The sequence below is a fragment of the Pseudomonas sp. HD6515 genome (genome assembly GCF_024971855.1).
GTDB classification, from domain to species: Bacteria; Pseudomonadota; Gammaproteobacteria; order Pseudomonadales; family Pseudomonadaceae; genus Aquipseudomonas; species Aquipseudomonas alloputida.
In genome coordinates this window covers 6,022,133-6,045,409 of the sequence record NZ_CP079827.1, presented here as the reverse complement: position 1 = coordinate 6,045,409, position 23,277 = coordinate 6,022,133, and the positions used below count along the sequence as shown (strand labels likewise).

18 protein-coding genes are annotated in these 23,277 nt (G+C 61.0%); 11 read left to right on the top strand and 7 right to left on the bottom strand.

Features of this window, described 5'->3' with window-relative positions; genetic code table 11:
- Positions 1–41: 41 nt before the first annotated feature.
- Positions 42–2,915, top strand: coding sequence for an aminomethyl-transferring glycine dehydrogenase (gcvP, locus tag KW568_RS27725; RefSeq protein WP_004575833.1), 2,874 nt, complete (start codon positions 42–44; stop codon positions 2,913–2,915).
- 65 nt (positions 2,916–2,980) lie between these two features.
- On the opposite strand, the gene KW568_RS27720 is transcribed toward gcvP, so the two are convergent.
- The 3 genes from KW568_RS27720 to KW568_RS27710 all read right to left on the bottom strand — a co-directional run bounded on the left by KW568_RS27720 (position 2,981) and on the right by KW568_RS27710 (position 5,539).
- A complete protein-coding gene (locus tag KW568_RS27720; protein ID WP_004575834.1) occupies positions 2,981–3,295 on the bottom strand; it encodes a DUF2388 domain-containing protein in 315 nt (104 codons plus the stop codon).
- Between the two features lie 88 nt (positions 3,296–3,383).
- On the bottom strand, positions 3,384–5,057 hold the full coding sequence (locus KW568_RS27715) for a GspE/PulE family protein (protein ID WP_004575835.1): 1,674 nt from the start codon (positions 5,055–5,057) through the stop codon (positions 3,384–3,386).
- Between the two features lie 176 nt (positions 5,058–5,233).
- Positions 5,234–5,539 carry a hypothetical protein gene (locus tag KW568_RS27710; protein ID WP_003253715.1) on the bottom strand — a complete coding sequence of 102 codons (306 nt, stop codon included), beginning with the start codon at positions 5,537–5,539 and terminating at the stop codon, positions 5,234–5,236.
- Positions 5,540–5,665: 126 nt separating this feature from the next.
- On the opposite strand from KW568_RS27710, the gene KW568_RS27705 reads away from it, so the two are divergent.
- On the top strand, positions 5,666–6,136 hold the full coding sequence (locus KW568_RS27705) for an Lrp/AsnC family transcriptional regulator (protein WP_003253717.1): 471 nt from the start codon (positions 5,666–5,668) through the stop codon (positions 6,134–6,136).
- Positions 6,137–6,267: 131 nt separating this feature from the next.
- Here the strand turns inward: KW568_RS27705 and KW568_RS27700 are convergent, their stop codons facing one another.
- Entirely contained in the window at positions 6,268–7,635 is a 1,368-nt protein-coding gene (locus tag KW568_RS27700) for an inorganic triphosphatase (RefSeq protein WP_003253720.1), read from the bottom strand.
- Between the two features lie 116 nt (positions 7,636–7,751).
- On the opposite strand from KW568_RS27700, the gene argE reads away from it, so the two are divergent.
- Both argE and argA read left to right on the top strand, forming a co-directional pair.
- The gene (gene argE, locus KW568_RS27695) at positions 7,752–8,894 is read left to right on the top strand and encodes an acetylornithine deacetylase (RefSeq protein WP_004575836.1); all 1,143 of its coding nucleotides are present in this window, start codon (positions 7,752–7,754) and stop codon (positions 8,892–8,894) included.
- Positions 8,895–9,018: 124 nt separating this feature from the next.
- A complete protein-coding gene (gene argA / locus KW568_RS27690; RefSeq protein WP_003253723.1) occupies positions 9,019–10,317 on the top strand; it encodes an amino-acid N-acetyltransferase in 1,299 nt (432 codons plus the stop codon).
- A 147-nt stretch (positions 10,318–10,464) separates the two neighbouring features.
- Here argA and KW568_RS27685 read toward each other — a convergent pair whose 3' ends face one another.
- Positions 10,465–11,841: a glutamine synthetase family protein gene (locus KW568_RS27685; RefSeq protein ID WP_003253725.1), complete on the bottom strand. Its 1,377-nt coding sequence runs from the start codon at positions 11,839–11,841 to the stop codon at positions 10,465–10,467.
- Positions 11,842–12,415: 574 nt separating this feature from the next.
- Between KW568_RS27685 and KW568_RS27680 the strand changes: the two genes are divergently transcribed.
- From KW568_RS27680 to KW568_RS27650, 7 genes are all read left to right on the top strand, one after another.
- The gene (locus tag KW568_RS27680; RefSeq protein WP_003253727.1) at positions 12,416–13,774 is read left to right on the top strand and encodes a glutamine synthetase family protein; all 1,359 of its coding nucleotides are present in this window, start codon (positions 12,416–12,418) and stop codon (positions 13,772–13,774) included.
- Positions 13,775–13,822: 48 nt separating this feature from the next.
- Entirely contained in the window at positions 13,823–15,184 is a 1,362-nt protein-coding gene (locus tag KW568_RS27675) for an aspartate aminotransferase family protein (RefSeq protein ID WP_004575837.1), read from the top strand.
- Between the two features lie 168 nt (positions 15,185–15,352).
- The gene (locus KW568_RS27670; RefSeq protein ID WP_004575838.1) at positions 15,353–16,450 is read left to right on the top strand and encodes a polyamine ABC transporter substrate-binding protein; all 1,098 of its coding nucleotides are present in this window, start codon (positions 15,353–15,355) and stop codon (positions 16,448–16,450) included.
- Between the two features lie 156 nt (positions 16,451–16,606).
- Positions 16,607–17,701 (top strand): polyamine ABC transporter substrate-binding protein, encoded by a 1,095-nt coding sequence (locus tag KW568_RS27665; RefSeq protein WP_003253732.1) that lies wholly within the window; start codon positions 16,607–16,609, stop codon positions 17,699–17,701.
- 70 nt (positions 17,702–17,771) lie between these two features.
- A complete protein-coding gene (gene potA, locus KW568_RS27660) occupies positions 17,772–18,914 on the top strand; it encodes a polyamine ABC transporter ATP-binding protein (RefSeq protein WP_003253733.1) in 1,143 nt (380 codons plus the stop codon).
- On the top strand, positions 18,911–19,831 hold the full coding sequence (locus KW568_RS27655; protein ID WP_003253736.1) for an ABC transporter permease subunit: 921 nt from the start codon (positions 18,911–18,913) through the stop codon (positions 19,829–19,831). Before potA ends, KW568_RS27655 begins: the two co-directional genes overlap by 4 nt.
- Entirely contained in the window at positions 19,828–20,721 is an 894-nt protein-coding gene (locus KW568_RS27650) for an ABC transporter permease subunit (RefSeq protein ID WP_003253739.1), read from the top strand. The genes KW568_RS27655 and KW568_RS27650 overlap by 4 nt, the downstream gene beginning before the upstream one ends.
- Before the next feature lie 108 nt (positions 20,722–20,829).
- Here KW568_RS27650 and KW568_RS27645 read toward each other — a convergent pair whose 3' ends face one another.
- Both KW568_RS27645 and KW568_RS27640 read right to left on the bottom strand, forming a co-directional pair.
- A complete protein-coding gene (locus tag KW568_RS27645) occupies positions 20,830–21,732 on the bottom strand; it encodes an RHS repeat-associated core domain-containing protein (protein WP_004575839.1) in 903 nt (300 codons plus the stop codon).
- Between the two features lie 240 nt (positions 21,733–21,972).
- Positions 21,973–22,764 carry an RHS repeat-associated core domain-containing protein gene (locus tag KW568_RS27640; RefSeq protein WP_080634942.1) on the bottom strand — a complete coding sequence of 264 codons (792 nt, stop codon included), beginning with the start codon at positions 22,762–22,764 and terminating at the stop codon, positions 21,973–21,975.
- Positions 22,765–23,277: the final 513 nt, after the last annotated feature.

Below are 23,277 nucleotides of genomic sequence, written 5' to 3'. Positions count from 1 at the left end.
GTAAGTCTCCATGAGGCCTGGTCTAGGAAGAGAGCGTCGTCATGTCCCAGTCGCCATCCCTGCATCAACTGCAAGAGCTCAACCCATTTCTGCGCCGCCACCTGGGCCCCGATGCCACAGAGCAGCAGGCCATGCTCAACGCGCTGGGTATCGCCAGCCGCAACGAGCTGATCGAGCAGACCGTTCCCCCAGACATCCGCCTCAATCGCCCCCTCGACCTCCCTGCGGCAATGGACGAGCAAGCCGCCCTGGCCAAGCTGGCCGGTTATGCCGAACAGAACCAGGTCTGGACCAGCCTCATCGGCATGGGCTACCACGGTACCATCACCCCCACGGTCATCCTGCGCAACGTGCTGGAAAACCCCGGTTGGTACACCGCCTACACGCCCTACCAACCCGAAATTGCCCAAGGCCGGCTGGAGGCGCTGCTGAACTTCCAGCAAATGGTCATCGACCTCACCGGCCTGCCTCTGGCCAATGCCTCGCTGCTTGATGAAGCCACCGCTGCCGCCGAAGCCATGGCCCTGGCCAAGCGGGTGGCACGCAACAAAAGCAACGCCTTCTTCGCCGACGAGCACTGCCACCCGCAGACCCTTTCGGTACTCAAGACCCGCGCCGAGGGGTTCGGCTTCGAGCTGATCGTCGATTCTGTGGATAACCTTGCCAAACACTCGGTGTTCGGCGCTTTGCTGCAGTACCCCGACACCCACGGCGAAGTGCGCGATTTGCGCCCGCTGATCGACCATTTGCACGGCCAACAGGCCTTGGCCTGCGTAGCCGCTGACCTGCTGAGCCTGGTGGTGCTGGCACCGCCCGGAGAGCTGGGCGCCGATGTGGTGCTGGGCTCGACCCAGCGCTTTGGTGTGCCGATGGGCTACGGCGGGCCTCACGCGGCCTATTTCGCCTGTCGCGACGACTACAAGCGGGCCATGCCGGGTCGCATCATCGGCGTATCGCGCGATGCCCGTGGCAACACTGCATTACGGATGGCCCTGCAAACCCGCGAGCAGCATATTCGCCGCGAAAAGGCCAACTCCAACATCTGCACGGCCCAGGTGCTGTTGGCCAACATGGCCGGCTTCTACGCGGTGTACCACGGCCCGGAAGGCCTGCAACGCATCGCGCAGCGTGTGCACCGGCTGACCTTCATCCTGGCTGCCGGCCTTGAGGCCAAAGGCATCAAACGCCTCAATCAGCACTTCTTCGACACCCTTACCCTGAATGTTGGTGGTGCCCAGGCTGCCATCATTGAAAGCGCCGAGGCCGCGCACATCAATTTGCGCATTCTCGGTCGCGGGCACCTGGGCGTGAGCCTGGACGAAACCTGCAACGAACAGACGGTGCTGCGCCTGCTCGACATCTTCCTGGGGGTGGATCATGGCCTGGAAATCACCGCCCTCGACCAGCTGGCCCTGCCTGAAGGCATCCCCGCCAGCCTGGTGCGACGCACGCCATTCCTCGCCCACCCGGTGTTCAACCTGCATCACAGCGAAACAGAGATGCTGCGCTACCTCAAGCAGCTAGAGAACAAGGACCTGGCGCTGAACCAGTCGATGATTCCGCTGGGCTCGTGCACCATGAAGCTCAACGCCACCAGTGAGATGATCCCCATCACCTGGCCCGGTTTTGCCCAGCTGCACCCGTTCGCCCCGGCGGCCCAGGCGGCAGGCTACAAGGCGATGATCGACGAACTGGAAAGCTGGCTGTGCGCGATCACCGGCTTCGATGCGATCTGCATGCAGCCCAACTCCGGTGCTCAGGGTGAATACGCCGGCCTGATGGCCATTACGCGCTATCACCGCAGCCGCCATCAGCCGATGCGCACGTTGTGCCTGATCCCTTCGTCGGCCCACGGCACCAACCCGGCGTCGGCACAGATGGCCGGCATGGACGTGGTGATCGTCGATTGCGACAACGATGGCAACGTCGACCTGGCTGACCTCAAAGCCAAGGCGCACGCGGCCGGGGAGCGTCTGTCGTGCCTGATGATCACCTACCCTTCGACCCACGGTGTGTACGAGGAAGGGATACGCGAAATCTGCGATGTGGTGCACCAGCACGGCGGCCAGGTTTACATGGACGGTGCCAACCTCAATGCCCAGGTGGGCCTGGCGCGCCCCGCAGACATTGGGGCCGATGTTTCACACATGAACCTGCACAAGACGTTCTGCATTCCCCACGGCGGTGGCGGCCCGGGTATGGGGCCGATCGGTATCCGCGCGCACCTCAAGCCGTTCGTCGCCAGCCACCCGGTGGTGCCGGTGCCTGGGCTGGACCCGAACAACAGCGCGGTCAGCGCCGCGCCCTGGGGCAGCGCAAGCATCTTGCCGATCAGCTGGATGTATATCGCCATGATGGGCCCGCAGCTGGCCGACGCCAGCGAGGTGGCCATCCTTTCGGCCAACTACCTGGCCAGCCAGTTGGGCGCGGCGTTCCCGGTGCTCTACCGCGGCCGCAACCAGCGCGTGGCGCATGAATGCATCCTCGACCTGCGGCCGTTGAAAGCGCTGACAGGCATCAGCGAAGAGGACGTGGCCAAGCGCCTGATGGACTATGGCTTCCACGCACCGACCATGTCGTTCCCGGTGCCGGGCACGTTGATGGTGGAGCCGACCGAGAGTGAATCGAAGGCCGAGCTGGACCGGTTCGTCGAGGCGATGCTGGCGATTCGGGCGGAAATTGACGAAGTACAGCAGGGCAACTGGCCAGCGGAGAACAACCCGCTGAAGCATGCACCGCATACCTTGGCTGATGTGCTGGGGGGGTGGGACAGGCCGTATAGCCTGGAGCAGGCGGTGGCCCCCAGTGCTCACGTGCGCCAGCACAAATACTGGCCGGCGGTGAACCGAGTAGACAACGTGTATGGGGACAGGAATCTGTTCTGTGCGTGTGTGCCGGTGGAGGCTTATCGCTGAGGTAGGTGTTGGATGCTTCGCGGGTGCCTGTAGGAGCGGGTTTACCCGCGAAGCAGGCGACGCAGTTACTCGGCTACTGCATTTTTGGCCAGGATGGCATTGGCCAACTCCATGTCGGAAGCCTGCATCCCTGGGTTCTCTGCCCGTGCCTCGCGCATGGCCGCTTCCAGGAACGGCCCGCGGATCGCGCCTTCGCTGGCGACGAAGCTGCTGGCGTCATCCTGCGCGGCCACTACCAGCTTGTGATCCCGCGAGGTCAGGTAGCTCGATGCCGTGGTAGCACCGGAAGTCATCACGTTACGCCAGAAGGTATCGGCCATGGCCGAGCCAATAGGCAGCGAAAGCAAGGTAGCGGCGGCAATGGCGGTTTTGAGACGCATGTTGAAACACCTCGAAGGGTGATGGTTGAAGATGCGCGCTTGGATCTTTTCGGGCGAGGCAAGTTCCTTGAATACAAAGGACTTTTCGTCAGTTGCAGACGCGCAGCACTTCCTCGGCACGGGTCTGCCCAGCGGCCACTTTGGCCTCGCCGCAATGGCGCAGGTCAATCAGGCCATCGGCCAGCGCCTGGCGCCGCAATCGGGTCAGGTCGGCATCAGGGCCGATCAATGCGCGCAAGGTGTCGCTGGGCTCGAGCAGTTCGAATAATCCTGTTCGCCCCTGAAAACCGGTGCCGCGGCAGGCTCGGCAGGTGGCTGATGAGCCTGCCTGGCAGTCGGTGCAGACGGTTCGCACCAGGCGCTGGGCCATCACCCCGATAAGCGTCGCCTTGATGAGGTAGTCGGCCACACCCAGCTCTTGCAAGCGGGTAATCGCTGCACAAGCGTCGTTGGTATGCAGGGTGGACAGTACCAGGTGCCCGGTCAGCGCTGCCTGAACTGCCACCAGGGCGGTTTCGCGGTCGCGAATTTCGCCGATCATGATGATATCGGGATCTTGGCGCAGCATGGCCCTGACCGCGTTGGCAAACCCCAGGTCCAGCGCGGGCTGCACCTGCAGCTGGTTGAAGGCTGGCTCCAGGCGCTCGATCGGGTCTTCGATGGTGCACAGGTTGACCTGTGGGGTGGCCAACAGTTTGAGGCTGGTGTACAGCGTGCTGGTTTTGCCGGAGCCGGTGGGGCCGGTGACCAGGATGATGCCTTGGCGCTGACGTAGCAGGCGCTGCCATTGGGCCAGTTGCTGGCCGTGCAGGCCAAGGCGGTCGAAGCCCTCTTGCAACTGGTGCGGGTCGAACAGGCGCAGCACCAGTTTCTCGCCAAACGGGGTGGGCAGGGTTGAAAGCCGCAGCTCCACTTCGCCACCACCGGGCAGGCGGCTTTGCAGCCGGCCGTCCTGCGGCCGGCGTTTCTCGGCAACGTCCATGCGGCCCAGGTGTTTCAGGCGGCTGACGAGGGCCAGGGTGACCCCGGCGGGGAAGGCATAGACGGTGTGCAGCAGGCCATCGATGCGGTAGCGCAACTGGCCCTGTTCGCGGCGCGGTTCCAAGTGGATATCGCTGGCGCGTTGCTCAATGGCGTACTGCAGCAGCCAGTCGACGATATGCACAATGTGTGCGTCGTCTGCGCTGGCCTCGGCCTGGCGTTTGCCCAGCTCCAGCAATTGCTCAAGTTCCCCCAGGCTGGCCGACTGCTGGTATTGCGCGCCTTTTACCGACTGGGCCAGGCGGTGGAACGACTGCGCTGACTCACGGATCTGCTGCGGGCTGGCCAGTACGCGACGGATCGATCGGCCGAGGCTACGGGCCAGGTCGGCCTGCCAGTCATCCTGGAAAGGCTGGGCGCTGGCGACGGTGACGCTGGAGGCATCGGCCGCGACGATGAGGATGCCGTGGCGCTGGGCGAAGGCTGGGGAGATCAGGCCGGTGACCTGGGGCAGGTCGAGTTGCATGGGGTCGATGCGCAGGTAGGGCTGGCCGACCTTGTCGGCCAGCCATTGGCAAAGGTACTCCAGGTCCAGAGGCTGACCAGGGTGCTGGCGGTTTTCCAGGCTGCAGGCGGCGATGTGTTCCAGCGGGTGGCTAGTGGGGTGGGCAGCGGCGTGTTCGAGTACTTGCAGGGTATCGCTGGCGTGCAGGTGCTGGTCAGCGAGCAGGGCCTGGAGCACACGCTTGAGGTCGAGTGCCGGATTGTCGGGGGTATGCATGGGTGGCGTCCGTGCCTGATCGGGTAGTGCTGATCAAGGCTAGCCGGGCGGCGGGTGGCTATTGGAGGTGAAAGGTTTCGGGATTTTGCTGCGCCTGTTCCGGACGCTTCGCGGGTGAACCCGCTCCTACAGGGATCGTACGTGCCTTGAGGTACAGGTCCAGCAGAGAGGGTGGTTCAGACCACTGCCAACGCCACTCGCTGCAAGTTGGTCAGGCTCACCTCACCCACACACACCAGGTTACGCAGCTTCTGTGCAATGACCTCGGCCCGGTGCCAGCTCAACCCGCCAATGCCGATTTCGATATCCAGCCAGTCATCCTGCTGGCTGACCTGCACGCTATGCGGGGTCAGGAACTGCAAGGCGAACAGGTTGAGCACCCGGCACAGGCTATCGGGCTCGGCCTCGGCCTGCAGGCGATAGTGCACGGTGCTGTGGGCGTTGGTGGCGGCCCAGGCGTCGGTACGGGGCTGTGCGTTCATGCTGGTCTCCGCAAATGAGGGAGAAATTCTTGCACGTTGCTGGCGGTATTTTTTCGCTATGATTGGGTGATTTCGCCTTATTGGTGAATTCTTTTATTCAAAAAAATCTGATGTGGAGAATAGATAATGCACAGCGAGCTGGACGCCTACGACCGTCGCATCCTCGAACTGCTGCAGGAGGACGCTTCGCTGTCCAGTGCACAGATCGCCGAGCGCGTCGGGCTGTCGCAATCGCCGTGCTGGCGGCGCATTCAGCGCTTGAAGGAAGAGGGGGTGATTCGTGGGCAGGTGACCTTGCTGGACCGCAAGAAGGTCGGCCTGAACACGCAGATTTTCGCCGAAGTGAAATTGAACGCCCACGGGCGCTCCAACTTCACCGAGTTCACCGAGGCGATCCGCGGGTTCCCTGAGGTGCTGGAGTGTTATGTACTGATGGGGGCTGTGGACTTTCTGCTGCGCATCGTCACGTCGGACATCGAGGCCTACGAGCGGTTCTTCTTCGAAAAACTGTCGAACGTGCCGGGGATTCAGGAGGTGAATTCGATTGTGGCGCTTTCCGAGATCAAGTCCACCACTAGCCTGCCGCTATCGCGTTGAGGCCATTCGCGGGTAAACCCGCTCCTACACCGTTGAGGCCATTCGCGGGTAAACCCGCTCCTACACTGGCCCCACGCCTGGCGCGGATCCTACGTAGGAGCGGGTTTACCCACGAAGCAGGCGGCGCGGTATCACGCCTTGAGCAGGTGCTTCCAGCCGCGGCTCTGGTCCACCGCCCGAGCCTGTTCGATACGCGCTTCCAGCACTTCATCGCTGATAGGCTGCTCGGCCAGCTCGTGCAGCTTTTTCAGATCGCCGTACAAGCGGTCCATTTGCGGCGCTTCCAGCACCTGGCGGGCGTGGTGCAGCCAAGCCAGAAGTTGCTCGATACGTGGCAGCTGCTCAGCCAGGTCTTCCGGGCGCTGGGTGTACAGCGGCAGCTTCAGCGCGCGGCCTTCCTCACCCAGCAGGTGACCCAGCCAGCTGGCCAACTGCGCCTTGCCCTGGCGTTCGCCGCGGCCCTTGCGCTCAGCGGTCCAGGTCCGGGCCATCAGCCAGCGTGAGGTTTCCAGCGAGAACTGGCCCCAGCGTACGTCTTCCAGCTCTTCGGCGAACTGCTCGGGCGCGGCGCGACGGATGTCTTCGTCATCGTTGCCGGCCTGAACCAGCGGGCGCCAGTCTTCAAGCAAGGCATCAAGGCTGGCGCGCAGGTCGCGGGTGGTGGCGCGCGGTGCTGCCTGGCCCAGGCTGGCGGTGAGTGCGCGCAGCTCGCTCAGGCACTCGACCCAGTCCTGGAGCAGGCGCCAGTGGCCGTTGTGGCGGTACTGCTCGGCCAGGCGCTGGCTGCTGCCCAGCAGTTGCCAGGCGAGGGCGGCATAGGCGTCGTCCAAGGCCATTTCGGCTTCCAGCGCGGTGTGCGGCAGGTCCAGCTCGTAGCTGTCCGGTTCCAGCAGGCGGTAACCGCGCTCAGCCTTGCTGATGTCGCACGGCATCAGTGGCAGGCTGGCGGCCAGTTCTGCAGCCAGTTCCAGCAGTGCTTGCGGTTCACCTTCACGCAGCTCCAGCTCCAGCTCGCAGATCTCTTCCTTGCGCTTGCCGGCGATCACGAAGCCTTGGTCCAGCGCGGCCTCGATCACCACCTTGCTCTTGCCACGGCCCCAGGCGATTTCGGCGTATTCACGGCTGAAGTCGGTGGTGAACAGCGGCTTGATGGTTTTCTTGTCCAGATTGGCCAGTTGCTCGGGCCAGCAGGTGGCGTCCAGCTTCTTCAGGTCGAGCTTGACCTTGTCCAGGTTCCATTCGTACTCGTTGCGCTCTGACAGGCCAGCCACGCTCTGGCCGCGGCACTTGAGGGTTTGGATGACAGCGTCGCCATCGCGGCGCAGGCGCAGGGCGACACGGGCGGCGGACAGCTCACGCTCGGGGGTGTCGAAGTACTGGTTGAGCAGTTCACGGGTCTGCCAGCCGGACTTGTTGCGCTTTTTCAGCAGAGGGTGCTCGCGAAGTGCGGCAAGGGTCTCGCGGCTGGCGCGGAGCTTCAGTTCGGTTTCTTTGTGCATCACAGACTCGAAAGAGGGGGCGTGGTTGGCAGAGAGTCTACAGCAGTCAGCCCTCAACGGTTTATTCCAGACAGCGGATAGTCCTATGATGGGCAACGTTTCCGAGGAGTACGCGCATGCCGTTGCCGACGCTGAAAGACCAGTTTGCCGCCTTGATCGCCGCGCCTTCGGTTAGCTGTACCCAACCTGCGCTGGACCAGTCCAACCGCCAGGTTATCGACCTGTTGGCCGGTTGGCTCGGCGACCTGGGTTTCAAGTGCGATATCCAGCAGGTCAGCCCCGGCAAGTTCAACCTGCTGGCCAGCCGTGGCACCGGCCCAGGAGGGCTGGTGCTGGCCGGGCACAGCGATACCGTGCCCTATGACGAACAGCTGTGGGCCAGCGACCCGCTGAAGCTGACCGAAGCCGATGGCCGTTGGGTCGGCCTGGGCAGCTGCGACATGAAGGGCTTCTTCGCCCTGGTCATCGAAGCGGTCATCCCGCTGCTGGAGCACGACTTCAAGGAGCCACTGCTGATCCTTGCCACCTGCGACGAAGAAAGCTCCATGTCCGGCGCCCGTGCCCTGGCCGAGGCCGGCCAGCCACTGGGGCGTGCAGCGGTCATCGGTGAGCCTACCGGGCTGCGGCCAATTCGCATGCACAAGGGCATCCTCATGGACCGCATCGACATCCTCGGCCGCAGTGGCCATTCGTCGGATCCAAGCCTGGGCCGCAGCGCCATGGAGGCCATGCACGCAGTCATGGGCGAGCTGATGGGCCTGCGCCAGCACTGGCAAAACACCTATAGCAACCCGCAATTCACCGTGCCGACCCCGACCATGAACTTCGGCTGCATCCACGGCGGTGACAACCCCAACCGCATCTGCGGCCAGTGTGCCCTGGAATTCGACCTGCGGCCGCTGCCGGGCATGGATGTGGAGCAACTGCGCGCGGTGATTCGCGAAAAGCTGGTACCCGTGGCCGAGCGCCATGAGGTGCGCATCGACTATGCGCCGCTGTTCCCGGAGGTGCCGCCGTTCGAGCAGGCTGCCGATGTCGAACTGGTTCAGGTCGCGGAGCGCCTGACTGGCCATCGCGCTGAAGCGGTGGCGTTCGGCACCGAAGCACCTTATCTTCAGCAACTGGGCTGCCAGACCATCGTGCTGGGCCCTGGCGACATTGCCTGCGCCCACCAGCCCGGCGAATACCTTGAAATGTCACGAATCGAGCCTACCGTGCGTCTATTGCGTGACCTGATCCGGCACTATTGCCTGCACTAAACGTCAATCGAACTGATTCGTTCCTGCCTAGAGGAGACCGCGCGTGACCGCAAGCCTGTTCCGACGATGATCCTGAACGCCCCCTGCATCGCCGTTCTCCGTCCACTTATCCACAGGCCCTGTCATGCCCGATTACGTCAACTGGCTGCGTCATGCATCCCCCTATATCAATGCCCATCGCGACTGCACCTTTGTGGTCATGCTCCCTGGCGATGGGGTGGAACACCCTAATTTCGGCAATATCGTCCACGACCTGGTGCTGCTGCACAGCCTGGGCGTGCGCCTGGTGCTGGTGCATGGCTCGCGCCCGCAGATCGAAAGCCGGCTGGCCGATCGCGGCCTGACGCCGCACTATCACCGGGGCATGCGTATTACTGATGCGGCCACCCTGGACTGCGTGATCGATGCCGTCGGCGCCCTGCGCCTGGCCATTGAAGCGCGGCTGTCGATGGACATCGCCGCTTCGCCCATGCAGGGCTCGCGCCTGCGCGTGGCCTCCGGCAACCTGGTCACTGCGCGGCCGATCGGCGTGCTCGAAGGCGTGGACTACCACCACACTGGCGAAGTGCGCCGCGTCGACCGCAAGGGCATCAGCCGCCTGCTCGACGAGCGCTCTATCGTGCTGTTGTCGCCCTTGGGCTACTCGCCTACCGGTGAAATCTTCAACCTGGCCTGCGAAGACGTGGCTACACGCGCGGCCATCGAACTGGGTGCCGACAAATTGTTGCTGTTCGGCGCCGAGCCGGGCCTGTTGGACGCTGACGGAAGGCTGGTGCGTGAACTGCGCCCGCAGCAGGTTGCTCCGCATCTGCAGCGTCTAGGCAGCGACTACCAGGGCGAACTGCTGGATGCTGCGGCCGAGGCTTGCAAAGGCGGTGTGGCGCGCAGCCACATCGTCAGCTATGCCGAGGACGGCGCGCTGCTCACCGAGCTGTTCACCCGTGGCGGTGGCGGTACGCTGGTGTCGCAGGAGCAGTTCGAAGTGGTGCGCGAGGCGACCATCGAGGACGTCGGTGGCCTGCTGGAGTTGATCAGCCCGCTGGAAGAGCAGGGCATCCTGGTGCGCCGTTCGCGCGAAGTGCTGGAGCGAGAGATCGAGCAGTTCAGCGTGGTCGAGCGCGAGGGCATGATCATCGCCTGTGCGGCGCTGTACCCGATTGCCGATTCCGAGGCCGGGGAGCTGGCTTGCCTGGCGGTGAACCCTGAGTACCGCCATGGCGGACGTGGCGATGAGCTGCTGGAACGCATCGAGAGCCGGGCACGGCAGATGGGTTTGAGTACTTTGTTCGTGCTGACTACGCGCACTGCGCACTGGTTTCGCGAGCGCGGCTTTGCGCCTAGTGGCGTGGAGCGGCTGCCGGCGGCGCGGGCTTCGCTGTACAACTACCAGCGCAATTCGAAGATTTTCGAGAAGCCCCTGTAAGCCTGTACCGCAGCTCATGTGGGAGCGGCCTTGCGTCGCGAAAGGGCCGCAAAGCGGCCCCGACATTATCAGCTTGATGCGCAAATATTGGGGGCACTTTCGCCCCTACCGCGACGCCGCTCCCACAATGGGGGGCGGCGTTTTCGTTTACACGGTATGCAGGTACCAGTTGTACTCGAGGTCGGAGATCGAGTGCTCGAACTCTTCCAGCTCGCTTTCCTTGCACGCGACAAAGATGTCGATGTACTTCGGATCGATGTACTTGTTCAGGATTTCGCTGTCGTCCAGCTCGCGCAGGGCATCGCGCAGGTTGTTCGGCAGGCTCTGCTCCAGCTGCTCGTACGAGTTGCCTTCGATCGGCTCGCCCGGCTCGATCTTGTTGGTCAGGCCGTGGTGCACGCCCGCCAGCACCGCAGCCATCATCAGGTACGGGTTGGCGTCGGCACCGGCCACGCGGTGCTCGATGCGCACGGCGTCCGGTGAGCCGGTCGGTACGCGCAGGGCCACGGTGCGGTTGTCCAGGCCCCAGCTTGGCGCGTTCGGTACGTAGAACTGCGCGCCGAAGCGGCGGTACGAGTTGACGTTCGGGCAGAGGAACGCCATGGACGCGGGCAGGGTCTCGAGCACACCGCCGACAGCGTGACGTAGCGCGGCGTTCTGCTCGGGATCCTCGCTGGTGAAGATGTTGTTGCCATCTTTGTCCAGCACGGAAATGTGTACATGCAGGCCGTTACCAGCCTGGCCCGGGTAGGGCTTGGCCATGAAAGTGGTGTCCATTTCATGGTCGTAGGCGATGTTCTTGATCAACCGCTTGAGCAGTACCGCGTAATCGCAGGCCTTGAGCGGGTCGGGCACGTGGTGCAGGTTGACTTCGAACTGCGCCGGGGCGCTTTCCTTGACGATGGCGTCGGCCGGGATGCCTTGCTCCTTCGCGCCTTCGAGGATGTCCTGCAGGCAGTCGGCATACTCGTCGAGGTCGTCGATCAGGTACACCTGGGTCGACTGCGGGCGCTTGCCCGAGATTGGCGAGCGCGGCGGCTGCGGGCGGCCATTCACGTTCTCCTGGTCGATCAGGTAGAACTCCAGCTCGAATGCGGCGCAGATGGTCAGGCCCATATCGGTGAACTTGCTCACCACCTGGCGCAGCACTTCACGCGGGTCGGCGAAGAACGGCTCGCCTTCCAGCTCGTGCATGGTCATCAGCAGCTGGGCGGTAGGGCGTTTTTGCCACGGCTCATTACAGAGCGTGTCGGGGATTGGATAGCAGATGCGGTCAGCATCGCCGATGTCCAGGCCCAGCCCGGTGCTTTCGACGGTGGAACCGTTGATGTCCAGGGCAAAGAGGGAGGCCGGCAGATTGATGCCTTTCTCGTAAACCTTGTGGAGGCTGGTGCGCTCTATGCGCTTGCCACGCACCACACCATTCATATCTGCAATCAGAAGGTCAACGTAGAGAACCTCAGGATGTTCCTTAAGGAACGCGTTCGCTTCGTTAAGCTGAACGGCACGCGGGGGTACCGACATGATGCAACACCTTTGTTGTTAAAAATATCAATCAAGGGGGGCTTGCAGGACCAGTCAACCGAAAAGCCATACTGATGTCAAGCCAACCCCATGACGCCCTGAAATGGCACATCTACGGCAGATTTGCTGCATATCGGGGCAGGCCATTATCCGCTATTTCTGCCTGAAAGGGTGATCTCAAACGTGCCGTGTTTTATTTTTTACGGAAGTGTTGTGTAAAAAAATGAACAAGGCTAAGCTCGGTCACAACCCAGAACACAATAATACGAGGGTCACATGGTCCGCTTGCCGCGACCTGAAAGTACTGCCTGCGCAGTGCAATCGGGTACTTCCGTCGTTTTTGCAAGCTTCGTCAATGGCGTGGTCGCCCTGGCCGCAATAATTGACGTTTGGCGTTCCCGGACCCGTCCTCGTAGCGGCTTGCCGCCCTTCGCTTCGTCTTCCTGCCTTTTGAACTCATTACGGACACAGCTGATTTCAGTGTATCCACTGTGGCTCTGCGCGTGGGTTTTTGCTTTAGCAATCGACTCCATCCAGAATCAAGTCGCGGACCACCTTACCTCCTGAGGTATTTATGAGTAACAACCTCGACCAGCTCACCGATTGGTTGAAAGAGCACAAGATCACCGAAGTCGAATGCATGATCAGCGACCTGACCGGCATCACGCGCGGCAAGATTTCGCCAACCAACAAATTCATCGCTGAAAAAGGCATGCGGCTGCCCGAGAGCGTGCTGCTGCAGACCGTGACCGGCGACTACGTCGACGACGACATCTATTACGAACTGCTCGACCCTGCAGACATCGACATGATCTGCCGCCCTGACGAGAACGCCGTGTTCCTCGTGCCGTGGGCCATCGAGCCAACCGCACAGGTCATCCACGACACCTACGACAAGAAGGGCAACCCGGTCGAACTGTCGCCGCGCAACGTGCTGAAGAAAGTGCTCAAGCTATACGCTGACAAGGGCTGGCAGCCGATCGTCGCACCGGAGATGGAGTTCTACCTGACCAAGCGCAGCGAAGACCCGGACTTCCCGCTGCAGCCCCCGGTAGGCCGTTCCGGTCGCCCGGAAACCGGCCGTCAGTCGTTCTCGATCGAAGCTGCCAACGAATTCGACCCGCTGTTCGAAGACGTCTACGACTGGTGCGAGCTGCAGCAACTGGACCTCGACACGCTGATCCACGAAGACGGCACGGCGCAGATGGAAATCAACTTCCGTCACGGCGACGCTCTGCACCTGGCCGACCAGATCCTGGTGTTCAAGCGCACCATGCGCGAGGCGGCGCTCAAGCACAACGTGGCTGCCACTTTCATGGCCAAACCGATGACCGGCGAGCCGGGCAGTGCCATGCACCTGCACCAGAGTGTGGTCGACGTGGCCACCGGCAAGAACATCTTCAGCAATGAAGACGGCAGCATGAGCGAGCTGTTCCTCAACCACATTGGTGGCCTGCAGAAGTTCATCCCCGAGGCGCTGCCGCTGTTCGCGCCCAACGTCAACTCGTTCCGCCGCTTCCTGCCCGACACTTCGGCGCCGGTAAACGTGGAGTGGGGCGAAGAAAACCGCACCGTCGGCCTGCGTGTACCGGATGCCGGCCCGCAAAGCCGGCGCGTCGAAAACCGCCTGCCGGGCGCCGACGCCAACCCATACCTGGCCATCGCCGCCAGCCTGCTGTGTGGCTACATCGGCATGGTCGAAGGCATCGAGGCCAGCGCGCCAGTGCAGGGCCGTGGTTACGAACGCCGCAACCTGCGCCTGCCCCTGACCATCGAAGATGCCTTGGAACGCATGGAAAACAGCCGTGCGCTGGTGCAGTACCTGGGCAAGAAATTCATTACCGGGTATGTCGCGACCAAGCGCGCCGAGCACGAAAACTTCAAACGTGTCATCAGTTCGTGGGAGCGTGAGTTCCTGCTGTTCGCTGTCTGATCAACCCTGGTGCCGCAGGAGCGCGGCGGTCCAATAACGGAGAAGCACATGAGCGTCAACAACCCGCAAACCCGTGAATGGCAAACCCTGAGCGGGGAGCATCACCTCGCACCTTTCAGTGACTACAAGCAACTGAAGGAGAAGGGGCCGCGCATTATCACCAAGGCCCAGGGTGTGCATTTGTGGGATAGCGAGGGGCACAAGATTCTCGACGGCATGGCCGGTCTGTGGTGTGTGGCGGTCGGCTACGGCCGTGAAGAGCTGGTGCAGGCGGCGGAAAAACAGATGCGCGAGCTGCCGTACTACAACCTGTTCTTCCAGACCGCTCACCCGCCTGCGCTCGAGCTGGCCAAGGCGATCACCGACGTGGCGCCGAAGGGTATGACCCATGTGTTCTTCACCGGCTCCGGCTCCGAAGGCAACGACACAGTGCTGCGCATGGTGCGCCACTACTGGGCGCTGAAGGGCAAACCGCACAAGCAGACCATCATCGGCCGCATCAACGGTTACCACGGCTCCACCTTCGCCGGTGCTTGCCTGGGCGGCATGAGCGGCATGCACGAGCAGGGTGGCCTGCCGATTCCGGGCATCGTACACATCCCTCAGCCGTACTGGTTCGGCGAGGGTGGCGACATGACCCCTGACGAATTCGGTATCTGGGCCGCCGAGCAGTTGGAGAAGAAGATCCTCGAAGTCGGCGAAGACAACGTCGCTGCCTTCATCGCCGAGCCGATCCAGGGCGCAGGTGGCGTGATCATCCCGCCGCAAACCTACTGGCCGAAGGTGAAGGAGATCCTCGCCAGGTACGACATTCTGTTCGTCGCCGACGAGGTGATCTGCGGCTTCGGCCGTACCGGCGAGTGGTTTGGCTCTGATTACTACGACCTCAAGCCCGACCTGATGACCATCGCGAAAGGCCTGACCTCCGGTTACATCCCCATGGGCGGTGTGATTGTGCGTGACACCGTGGCCAAGGTGATCAGCGAAGGCGGCGACTTCAACCACGGTTTCACCTACTCCGGTCACCCGGTGGCGGCCGCGGTGGGCCTGGAAAACCTGCGCATCCTGCGTGACGAGAAAATTGTCGAGAAGGCGCGCACGGAAGCGGCACCGTATTTGCAAAAGCGTTTGCGTGAGCTGCAGGACCATCCACTGGTGGGTGAAGTGCGCGGCCTGGGCATGCTGGGTGCGATCGAGCTGGTCAAGGACAAGGCCACCCGCAGCCGTTACGAGGGCAAGGGCGTGGGCATGATCTGCCGCACCTTCTGCTTCGAGAACGGCCTGATCATGCGTGCGGTGGGTGACACCATGATCATCGCGCCGCCGCTGGTAATCAGCCATGCGGAGATCGACGAACTGGTGGAAAAGGCGCGCAAGTGCCTGGACCTGACCCTTGAGGCGATTCGATAAGCGTTTGCTAGGCTAGCGTTGTGACATTAAGTCGTTACATGGCCCTGCTTTCCTTGATACAGGGCCTTGTAACTTGCCAGACTAGCGACTGTTTCAGTCGCCGCGCGCTCTGCACCGTGGGTTCTGGCTGCTGGACAGTTGCTAAATAAAAATTCTGGAGCATTACGCATGAATAAAATGGGCAAGACGTTGCTGGCCGCCGCCCTGATGGGTGCCATGGCCTCCGCTGTTCAGGCTGAAGACAAAGTGTTGAACGTCTATAACTGGTCGGACTACATCGCTCCGGACACCATCGCCAAGTTCGAGAAGCAGACGGGGATCAAGGTCAAGTACGACGTCTTCGACAGCAACGAAACCCTGGAAGCCAAGCTGCTGGCAGGCAAGTCGGGCTATGACATCGTCGTGCCTTCGAACAATTTCCTGGCCAAGCAGATCAAGGCGGGCGTGTACGAGGAGCTGGACCGGTCCAAGCTGCCGAACTGGAAGAACCTCGACCCCGACCTGCTCAAGGCCGTTGGCGATGCCAGCGACAAGGACAACAAGCATGCCTTCCCTTACATGTGGGGCTCGATCGGCATCGGCTACAACCCGGAAAAGGTCAAGGCTGCGCTGGGCGTGGACAAGATCGATTCGTGGGATGTGGTGTTCAAGCCTGAGAACATCGCCAAGCTCAAGAGCTGCGGCGTGAGCTTCCTCGACGCCCCGACCGAAATGCTCCCGGCTGCGCTGCACTACCTCGGCAAGCCGACCGACAGCACCAAGAAAGAAGACCTGAAGGCCGCCGAGGACCTGTTCCTCAAGATCCGTCCTTCGATCACCTATTTCCACTCGTCCAAGTACATCGGCGACATGGCCAACGGCAACATCTGTGTAGCCGTCGGTTACTCGGGTGACCTGGAGCAATCCAAGGCCCGTGCCCATGAAGCGGGCGACAAGGTCAAAGTGGACTACGTCATTCCGAAGGAAGGTGCTGGTACTTTCTACGACATGGTCGCCATCCCGAAAGATGCCGAGCATAAAGACGCGGCCTACGAGTTCATGAACTTCCTGATGCAGCCGGAAATCATGGCTGAAATCACCAACGCTGTGCGCTTCCCGAACGGTAACGCTGCTGCCACCCCGTTCGTGGACAAAGACATCAGCAGCGACCCAAGCATCTATCCGCCTGCTGAAGTGAAGAAGCATCTGTACGCGATCGCTGCGCCTGACGCTTCCGTGCAGCGAGTGATCACCCGCAGCTGGACGAAGATCAAGTCGGGCAAGTAAGCCTGATGCGACACCTCTGGGCCGGGTTTGCCGGCCCAGAGCCATTGAAAGGTAATTGATGATTGCGGCATCGAAGCTGCGAAGTTAAGTTGCGCGCCGGTTTTGCGTGTGCGGCAGCATTGTCGCTACCCAGGCACTGATTGTGAGGACCCCCACTTGTCTATTTCTGTATTCCGCAAGGCCTTGATGGCCAGCGCGGGCCTGACGCTGGCATGCAGCGTCCAAGCGGCGCCGACGGTGCACTTCTATAACTGGTCCGACTACATCGGCCCGACTACACTCGCGGACTTCGAGAAAGCGACGGGCATCAAGCCTGTGCAAGACGTGTTCGACTCCAACGAAACCCTGGAAGGCAAGCTGCTGGCCGGTAACACCGGCTATGACGTGGTGGTGCCGTCCAACCATTTCCTGGGCAAGCAGATCAAGGCGGGCGCCTTCCAGAAGCTCGACAAGAACCTGCTGCCCAACTATTCCAATCTCGACCCGGCGTTGATGAAGCGCCTGGAAAAGAACGACCCGGGCAACCAGTACGCGGTACCTTACCTGTGGGGTACCAACGGCATCGGTTACAACGTCGACAAGGTCAAGGCTGCGCTGGGCGTGGATACCATCGATTCCTGGGCCGTGCTGTTCGAGCCCGAAAACATGAAGAAGCTCTCCAAGTGCGGTGTGGCCTTCCTCGACTCGGCAGACGAAATGCTGCCAGCGGTGCTCAACTACATGGGCCTCAACCCCAACAGCACCGACCCCAAGGATTACGCCAAGGCCGAGCAGAAGCTGCTGGCGGTGCGCCCGTACGTGACCTACTTCCACTCGTCCAAGTACATCACCGACCTGGCCAACGGCGACATCTGCGTCGCGGCAGGTTTTTCGGGTGATGTGTTCCAGGCCAAGGCCCGTGCTGAAGAAGCGAAGAAGGGCGTGAACCTGGCCTACGCCATTCCCAAGGAAGGCGGCAACCTCTGGTTCGACGTGCTGGCGATCCCCAAGGACGCCAAGAACGTCAAAGAGGCGCATGCCTTCATCAACTATTTGCTGAAACCTGAGGTTATCGCCCAGGTCAGTGATTACGTCGGTTACGCCAACCCGAACCCCAAGGCTGGCGCCCTGATGGACCAGGCCGTAAGGACTGACGCCGCGGTTTACCCACCGCAGGAAGTGCTGGACAAGATGTTCGTGAACTCAGAGTTGCCCCCCAAGGTGCAACGGCTGATGACCCGCAGCTGGACCAAGGTCAAGTCGGGCAAGTAAAAATCCAGACCCGCGACGGCACCGTAGAACAGGCCACGCGGGCACAAAAATCTTGTTGGGAGTTTCACTCATGGCAGTTGCCTCCGGTGCCTATAAAAAAGCCCTCGAGGGTGGCCAGCAACCCAAGCAGGTGCTGGTCAAGATCGACCGGGTCACGAAAAAGTTCGACGAAACGGTAGCCGTGGACGATGTGTCCCTGGAAATCCGCAAGGGCGAGATCTTCGCCCTGCTGGGCGGCTCCGGTTCCGGCAAGTCCACCTTGCTGCGCATGCTGGCCGGCTTCGAGCGCCCGTCCGAAGGGCGGATCTTCCTCGATGGCGTCGACATCACCGACATGCCGCCGTACGAGCGGCCGATCAACATGATGTTCCAGTCCTACGCACTGTTCCCGCACATGACCGTGGCGCAGAACATCGCCTTCGGCCTGCAGCAGGACAAGATGCCCAAGGCCGAGATCGATGCCCGCGTGGCCGAGATGCTCAAGCTGGTGCACATGACCCAGTACGCCAAGCGCAAGCCGCACCAGTTGTCGGGCGGCCAGCGTCAGCGTGTGGCGTTGGCCCGCTCGCTGGCCAAGCGCCCCAAACTGCTGCTGCTCGACGAGCCGATGGGTGCACTGGACAAGAAACTGCGTTCGCAGATGCAGCTGGAGCTGGTCGAGATCATCGAGCGCGTGGGTGTAACCTGCGTGATGGTGACCCACGACCAGGAAGAGGCCATGACCATGGCCCAGCGCATCGCGATCATGCACCTGGGCTGGATCGCCCAGATCGGCTCGCCAGTGGACATCTACGAGACACCTACCAGCCGCCTGGTGTGCGAGTTCATCGGTAACGTCAACCTGTTCGAAGGTGACGTGGTCGACGACGCCGAAGGCTACGCGATCATTGCCAGCCCGGAGCTGGAGCGCAAGATCTACGTGGGCCACGGCATCACCACCTCGGTGGAAGACAAGCACATCACCTACGCCCTGCGCCCGGAAAAGATGCTGGTCACCACCCAGCAGCCAACCTGCGAGCACAACTGGTCGCGCGGCAAGATCCACGACATTGCCTACCTGGGCGGCCACTCGGTGTTCTATGTGGAGCTGCCGAGCGGCAAGATCGTGCAGTCGTTCGTTGCCAACGCCGAGCGCCAAGGTACCCGTCCTACCTGGGGCGATGAAGTGTACGTATGGTGGGAAGACGACAGCGGCGTGGTACTGCGGTCATGAAACTGCGCAAGCTCAAGCGAGCCTTCCAGCGTCTGGTCCCGGAGGGGCGGCACTTGGTGATCGGCGTGCCGTTCATCTGGCTGTTCCTGTTCTTCATGCTGCCGTTCTTCATCGTCCTGAAGATCAGTTTTGCCGAAGCTGATGTGGCAATCCCGCCGTATACCGAGATCTACACCTACGTCGAAGACAAGATCCAGCTGGTCCTCAACCTGGCCAACTACGGGCTGTTGACCGAGGATGAGCTGTACCTCTCGGCCTACCTGGGTTCGTTGAAGATGGCGTTCTTCAGCACCCTGCTGTGCCTGCTGATCGGCTTCCCAATGGCCTACGCCATTGCCAACGCCAAGAAGGAGACCCAGACGGTCCTGCTGTTGCTGATCATGATGCCAACCTGGACCGCGATCCTGATCCGCGTCTATGCCTGGATGGGTATCCTCAGCAACAACGGCCTGCTCAACGGTTTCCTCCTGTGGACCGGGTTGATCGACCAGCCGTTGCAGATCCTCAACACCAACCTGGCGGTCTACATCGGCGTGGTCTATTCGTACCTGCCGTTCATGATCCTGCCGCTGTTCGCCAACCTGGTGAAGCATGATCCGAGCCTGCTCGAAGCTGCCTCCGACCTGGGTTCGAGCACCTTCAACAGCTTCTGGAAGATTACGGTACCGCTGTCGAAAAACGGCATCATCGCCGGCTGCATGCTGGTGTTCATCCCGGTGGTGGGCGAGTTCGTGATCCCGGAACTGCTCGGCGGCCCGGAAACCCTGATGATCGGTAAAGTGCTGTGGCAGGAGTTCTTCAACAACCGTGACTGGCCGGTGGCATCCGCCCTGGCAGTGGTGATGCTGGCGATCCTGATCGTGCCGATCCTGCTGTTCAACCGTAGCCAGGCCAAAGAGATGGAGGGCCGCGCATGAAACGCTTCAGTTTCTCCAAGCTGATGCTGGTGCTCGGCTTGCTGTTCATCTACCTGCCGATGTTGATCCTGGTGATCTACTCGTTCAACGCCTCCAAGCTGGTGACGGTGTGGGGCGGCTGGTCGATCAAATGGTACGTCGGCCTGCTCGACAACACCCAGCTGATGGGTTCGGTGATGCGCTCGCTGGAAATCGCCTGCTACACGGCGGTGGCGGCAGTGGCGCTGGGTACCCTGGCGGCCTTCGTGCTGACCCGCGTCACCCGCTTCAAGGGCCGCACGCTGTTCGGTGGCCTGGTTACTGCGCCGCTGGTAATGCCCGAAGTGATCACCGGTCTGTCGCTGTTGCTGCTGTTCGTGGCCATGGCGCAGATGATCGGCTGGCCGCAGGAGCGGGGTATCGTCACCATCTGGATCGCCCACACAACGTTCTGTGCGGCGTATGTGGCGGTGGTGGTGTCGGCTCGCCTGCGTGAGCTGGACCTGTCGATCGAGGAAGCGGCGATGGACCTGGGTGCCAAGCCGTGGAAGGTGTTCTTCCTGATCACCATCCCGATGATCGCGCCATCGCTGGCGGCGGGCGGCATGATGTCGTTCGCCCTGTCGCTGGACGACCTGGTACTGGCCAGCTTCGTCTCCGGGCCTGGCTCGACCACCTTGCCGATGGAAGTGTTCTCGGCGGTGCGTCTGGGTGTGAAACCGGAGATCAACGCCGTGGCCAGCCTGATCTTGCTGTCGGTATCGCTGGTGACCTTCTTCGTCTGGTACTTCAGCCGCCAGGCCGAAGAGCGTCGTCGCAAGGCGATTCAGCAGGCGATCGAAGAGGGTGCTGCAGCCAACGCTTCGCAGCCGCAGGTCAAGCGCCCGAGCCAGCTCACGGCTTCAGCCTGATATAGAGCCTGTTCGCGGCGAGCCAGTGCCGCGAACAGGCTCGTACAAGCTCCGAAATTGCCTGGCTGATATTCACCAGATTTTCTTAGCTCAGTCGGCATATCATGATTATTGGCGTAGATTGCCCATGCTGATCTGGGTGGCAAATGCGCTTGTCCTGCCGTTGTTGTTAACAGGCCCGCTGGACGTACCTGCATTAGGGTTAAGGGCTCGAGCAGCCGCTGCATGAGCCGCTTCCAAGGCTGCTGTAGCTTCACTGTAAGAAGGTGGTGGGGGCTCTGTAGGGACACTAGGCCTTGCGCGATTTATAGCTTGACTGTAAGAAGGTGGTAAATCTTCAGGGAGAGGGGCCGACCGAGCAGCGTTAATGGTGCGCATTTTTAGCATGGCAAGTTGCCCGGCACCTATAATCAGTAGGGTTACTAAGGAAAGAAATCCTCCAGCCATTTCTAGTTTTTTGGACTTTGTAATCATTCCAGCGATCGCCAGCCCGCTTCCCACAAGCCCGGTGGCGAGTGCAGTATAATGAAGCCCCGCCCCAATGATACCGAAGCTTAAGTGCCCTGTGGGATCAACGCGATTTACCGGGTCACCCGCACAATACATATAAGCGTTCAATCCACCTTTCCCGAATGGGCTAATATTATCTGGGCTGCAGAACCTCTCGAGCGTGGGGTTATACATACGATACCCATTACCGAGCGCATAGCAGCCTGTTGCTGAGTCCAGCGGCTCGCCGTTGAATGCCAAGAGGGTATTCGATTCGCTACGGGCGTTGCAGTGGCCATAAGGGCTGTAGGGATACGCCTTCAGCGCGGCATGCCCTAACTCGGTCATGACGGTGTCAGTATTGCTAACGCCCATGAGTAAGTGACCTTCGTCAGCAACTGAGGCGCGTTGCGCTAAAAGACCACCCGCATGCCGGAAGACCGAATGTGTCAGAGCGTCTTTGACTTCGGTAGCAATACGGCCGTTCTGATAAAAGCGCAGTGTTTTTTTTGCAGCGGCCACGGGGCCTCCTGGGATTCGACATTGAGCAGAGCGCTATCTGGTTATTGCTCGTACAGGTGAAAACATCAGCTTGAACACAGTGTGCAGTGGCGGGAAGTGCCCGGCTACTGGCAGAAATGTCAGGTCATCAAGCGAGCTGAGCCTGCCGCGTATCGCATGCCTTGGCATTGTTTTATCCGCCAGGCGGCTGCTTCGACCTGCGCCGCCCGCTTTCGCGGGTACCCTCAGTGGGTTCTTTGATTATTCAACTTGGCCGGAGGTCCTTACGGTGTCGCGCATAGATGAGGTTGAATGAGTGGCTTGCACCACTTCTTGGTACGTCGGTGGAGGTTCCTCAATTACTGGGTAAGTTGATGGATGTGCCTGCCTTACCTGTTCGTAAGTCGGTAGAGGTAAAATTGTAGTAGGTTGACGAGACGCTGGCGCATTAGCCGGTTGACGTGCGGGCATACTGTCAGCGAAAGCTGGTGGGGGGGCGAAAGCCGGAACTCGCTGATTGTTTGTCGCGATAGGCCTAGAATTAAGGTTGCGGCGAGGGGGCTGCGTTGGCCTGGTATAGTAAAGGGTGCGCATTCTTGGGTACATATATCGCCCAGTACCCATCATCGTTAGGCCTAGTCCCATAAGTGCTCCTCCAACCAATGTGAGTGTTACGTCTCTTTTCACTCCCCCAGCGACCGACAACCCGGCTCCGATAGTCGAAGCGGCGAGGCCGGTTAATACAAGCCCCGACCAAATGACACCGGAACTTAAGTGTCCTGTGGGATCAACGCGATTTACCGGGTCACCCGCACAATACATATAAGCGCTCAACCCACCTTTCCCGAACGGACTAAGATTATCAGGGCTGCAAAACCTTTTGAGTGTGGGACTGTACAGACGATACCCATTGCCGAGGGCATAACAGCCAGTTGCCAAATCCAGCGGCTCGCCGTTGAATGCCAAAGGAATATTCGACTCGTTGCGGGCGGGGCGGTGGCCATAAGGGCTGTACGAATACTCTTTTTTTGCAGCAGCCTCTAACTGGGTCATGAGGGTGTCTGTATTGCTGACGCCCATGAGCACGTAACCTTCGTCAGCAGATGATGCGCGTTGCGCTAAAAGACCACCCGCATGCCGGAAGACCGAATGTGTCAGAGCGTCTTTGACTTCGGTAGCAATACGACTGTTCTGATAAAAGCGCAGTGTTTTTTTTGCAGCGGCCACGGGGCCTCCTGGGATTCGACATTGAGCAGAGCGCTGTCTGGTTATTGCTCGCACAGGTGAAAACATCAGTTTGAACACAGTGTGCAGTGGCGGGGAGTGCCCGGCTACTGGTAGAAATGTCAGGTCATCAGTAAGCCATTTTGCTGAATCCGAGCCCTCATGCAGGCCTCGGATTTTTCCTTTCCGAGTCGGCTGCTTCGGCTAGGCTCGGCCCTTTCGCCATGAAACCGCCGGGGCCGGCAACAAAAATGCCAGCATGGCCCCCGCCAGTGATGTTTATCGAACCCTGAACTACGCTCACAGTCGCATCCCACAAATCATTTGTGCGCAAGCAAGGAG

Coding starts and splice junctions, on each gene's coding strand:
- gcvP (WP_004575833.1), top strand. CDS start 42: ATGTCCCAGTCGCCATCCCTGCATCAACTGCAAGAGCTCAACCCATTT.
- KW568_RS27720 (WP_004575834.1), bottom strand. CDS start 3,295: ATGCGTCTCAAAACCGCCATTGCCGCCGCTACCTTGCTTTCGCTGCCT.
- KW568_RS27715 (WP_004575835.1), bottom strand. CDS start 5,057: ATGCATACCCCCGACAATCCGGCACTCGACCTCAAGCGTGTGCTCCAG.
- KW568_RS27710 (WP_003253715.1), bottom strand. CDS start 5,539: ATGAACGCACAGCCCCGTACCGACGCCTGGGCCGCCACCAACGCCCAC.
- KW568_RS27705 (WP_003253717.1), top strand. CDS start 5,666: ATGCACAGCGAGCTGGACGCCTACGACCGTCGCATCCTCGAACTGCTG.
- KW568_RS27700 (WP_003253720.1), bottom strand. CDS start 7,635: ATGCACAAAGAAACCGAACTGAAGCTCCGCGCCAGCCGCGAGACCCTT.
- argE (WP_004575836.1), top strand. CDS start 7,752: ATGCCGTTGCCGACGCTGAAAGACCAGTTTGCCGCCTTGATCGCCGCG.
- argA (WP_003253723.1), top strand. CDS start 9,019: ATGCCCGATTACGTCAACTGGCTGCGTCATGCATCCCCCTATATCAAT.
- KW568_RS27685 (WP_003253725.1), bottom strand. CDS start 11,841: ATGTCGGTACCCCCGCGTGCCGTTCAGCTTAACGAAGCGAACGCGTTC.
- KW568_RS27680 (WP_003253727.1), top strand. CDS start 12,416: ATGAGTAACAACCTCGACCAGCTCACCGATTGGTTGAAAGAGCACAAG.
- KW568_RS27675 (WP_004575837.1), top strand. CDS start 13,823: ATGAGCGTCAACAACCCGCAAACCCGTGAATGGCAAACCCTGAGCGGG.
- KW568_RS27670 (WP_004575838.1), top strand. CDS start 15,353: ATGAATAAAATGGGCAAGACGTTGCTGGCCGCCGCCCTGATGGGTGCC.
- potA (WP_003253733.1), top strand. CDS start 17,772: ATGGCAGTTGCCTCCGGTGCCTATAAAAAAGCCCTCGAGGGTGGCCAG.
- KW568_RS27655 (WP_003253736.1), top strand. CDS start 18,911: ATGAAACTGCGCAAGCTCAAGCGAGCCTTCCAGCGTCTGGTCCCGGAG.
- KW568_RS27650 (WP_003253739.1), top strand. CDS start 19,828: ATGAAACGCTTCAGTTTCTCCAAGCTGATGCTGGTGCTCGGCTTGCTG.
- KW568_RS27640 (WP_080634942.1), bottom strand. CDS start 22,764: ATGACCCAGTTAGAGGCTGCTGCAAAAAAAGAGTATTCGTACAGCCCT.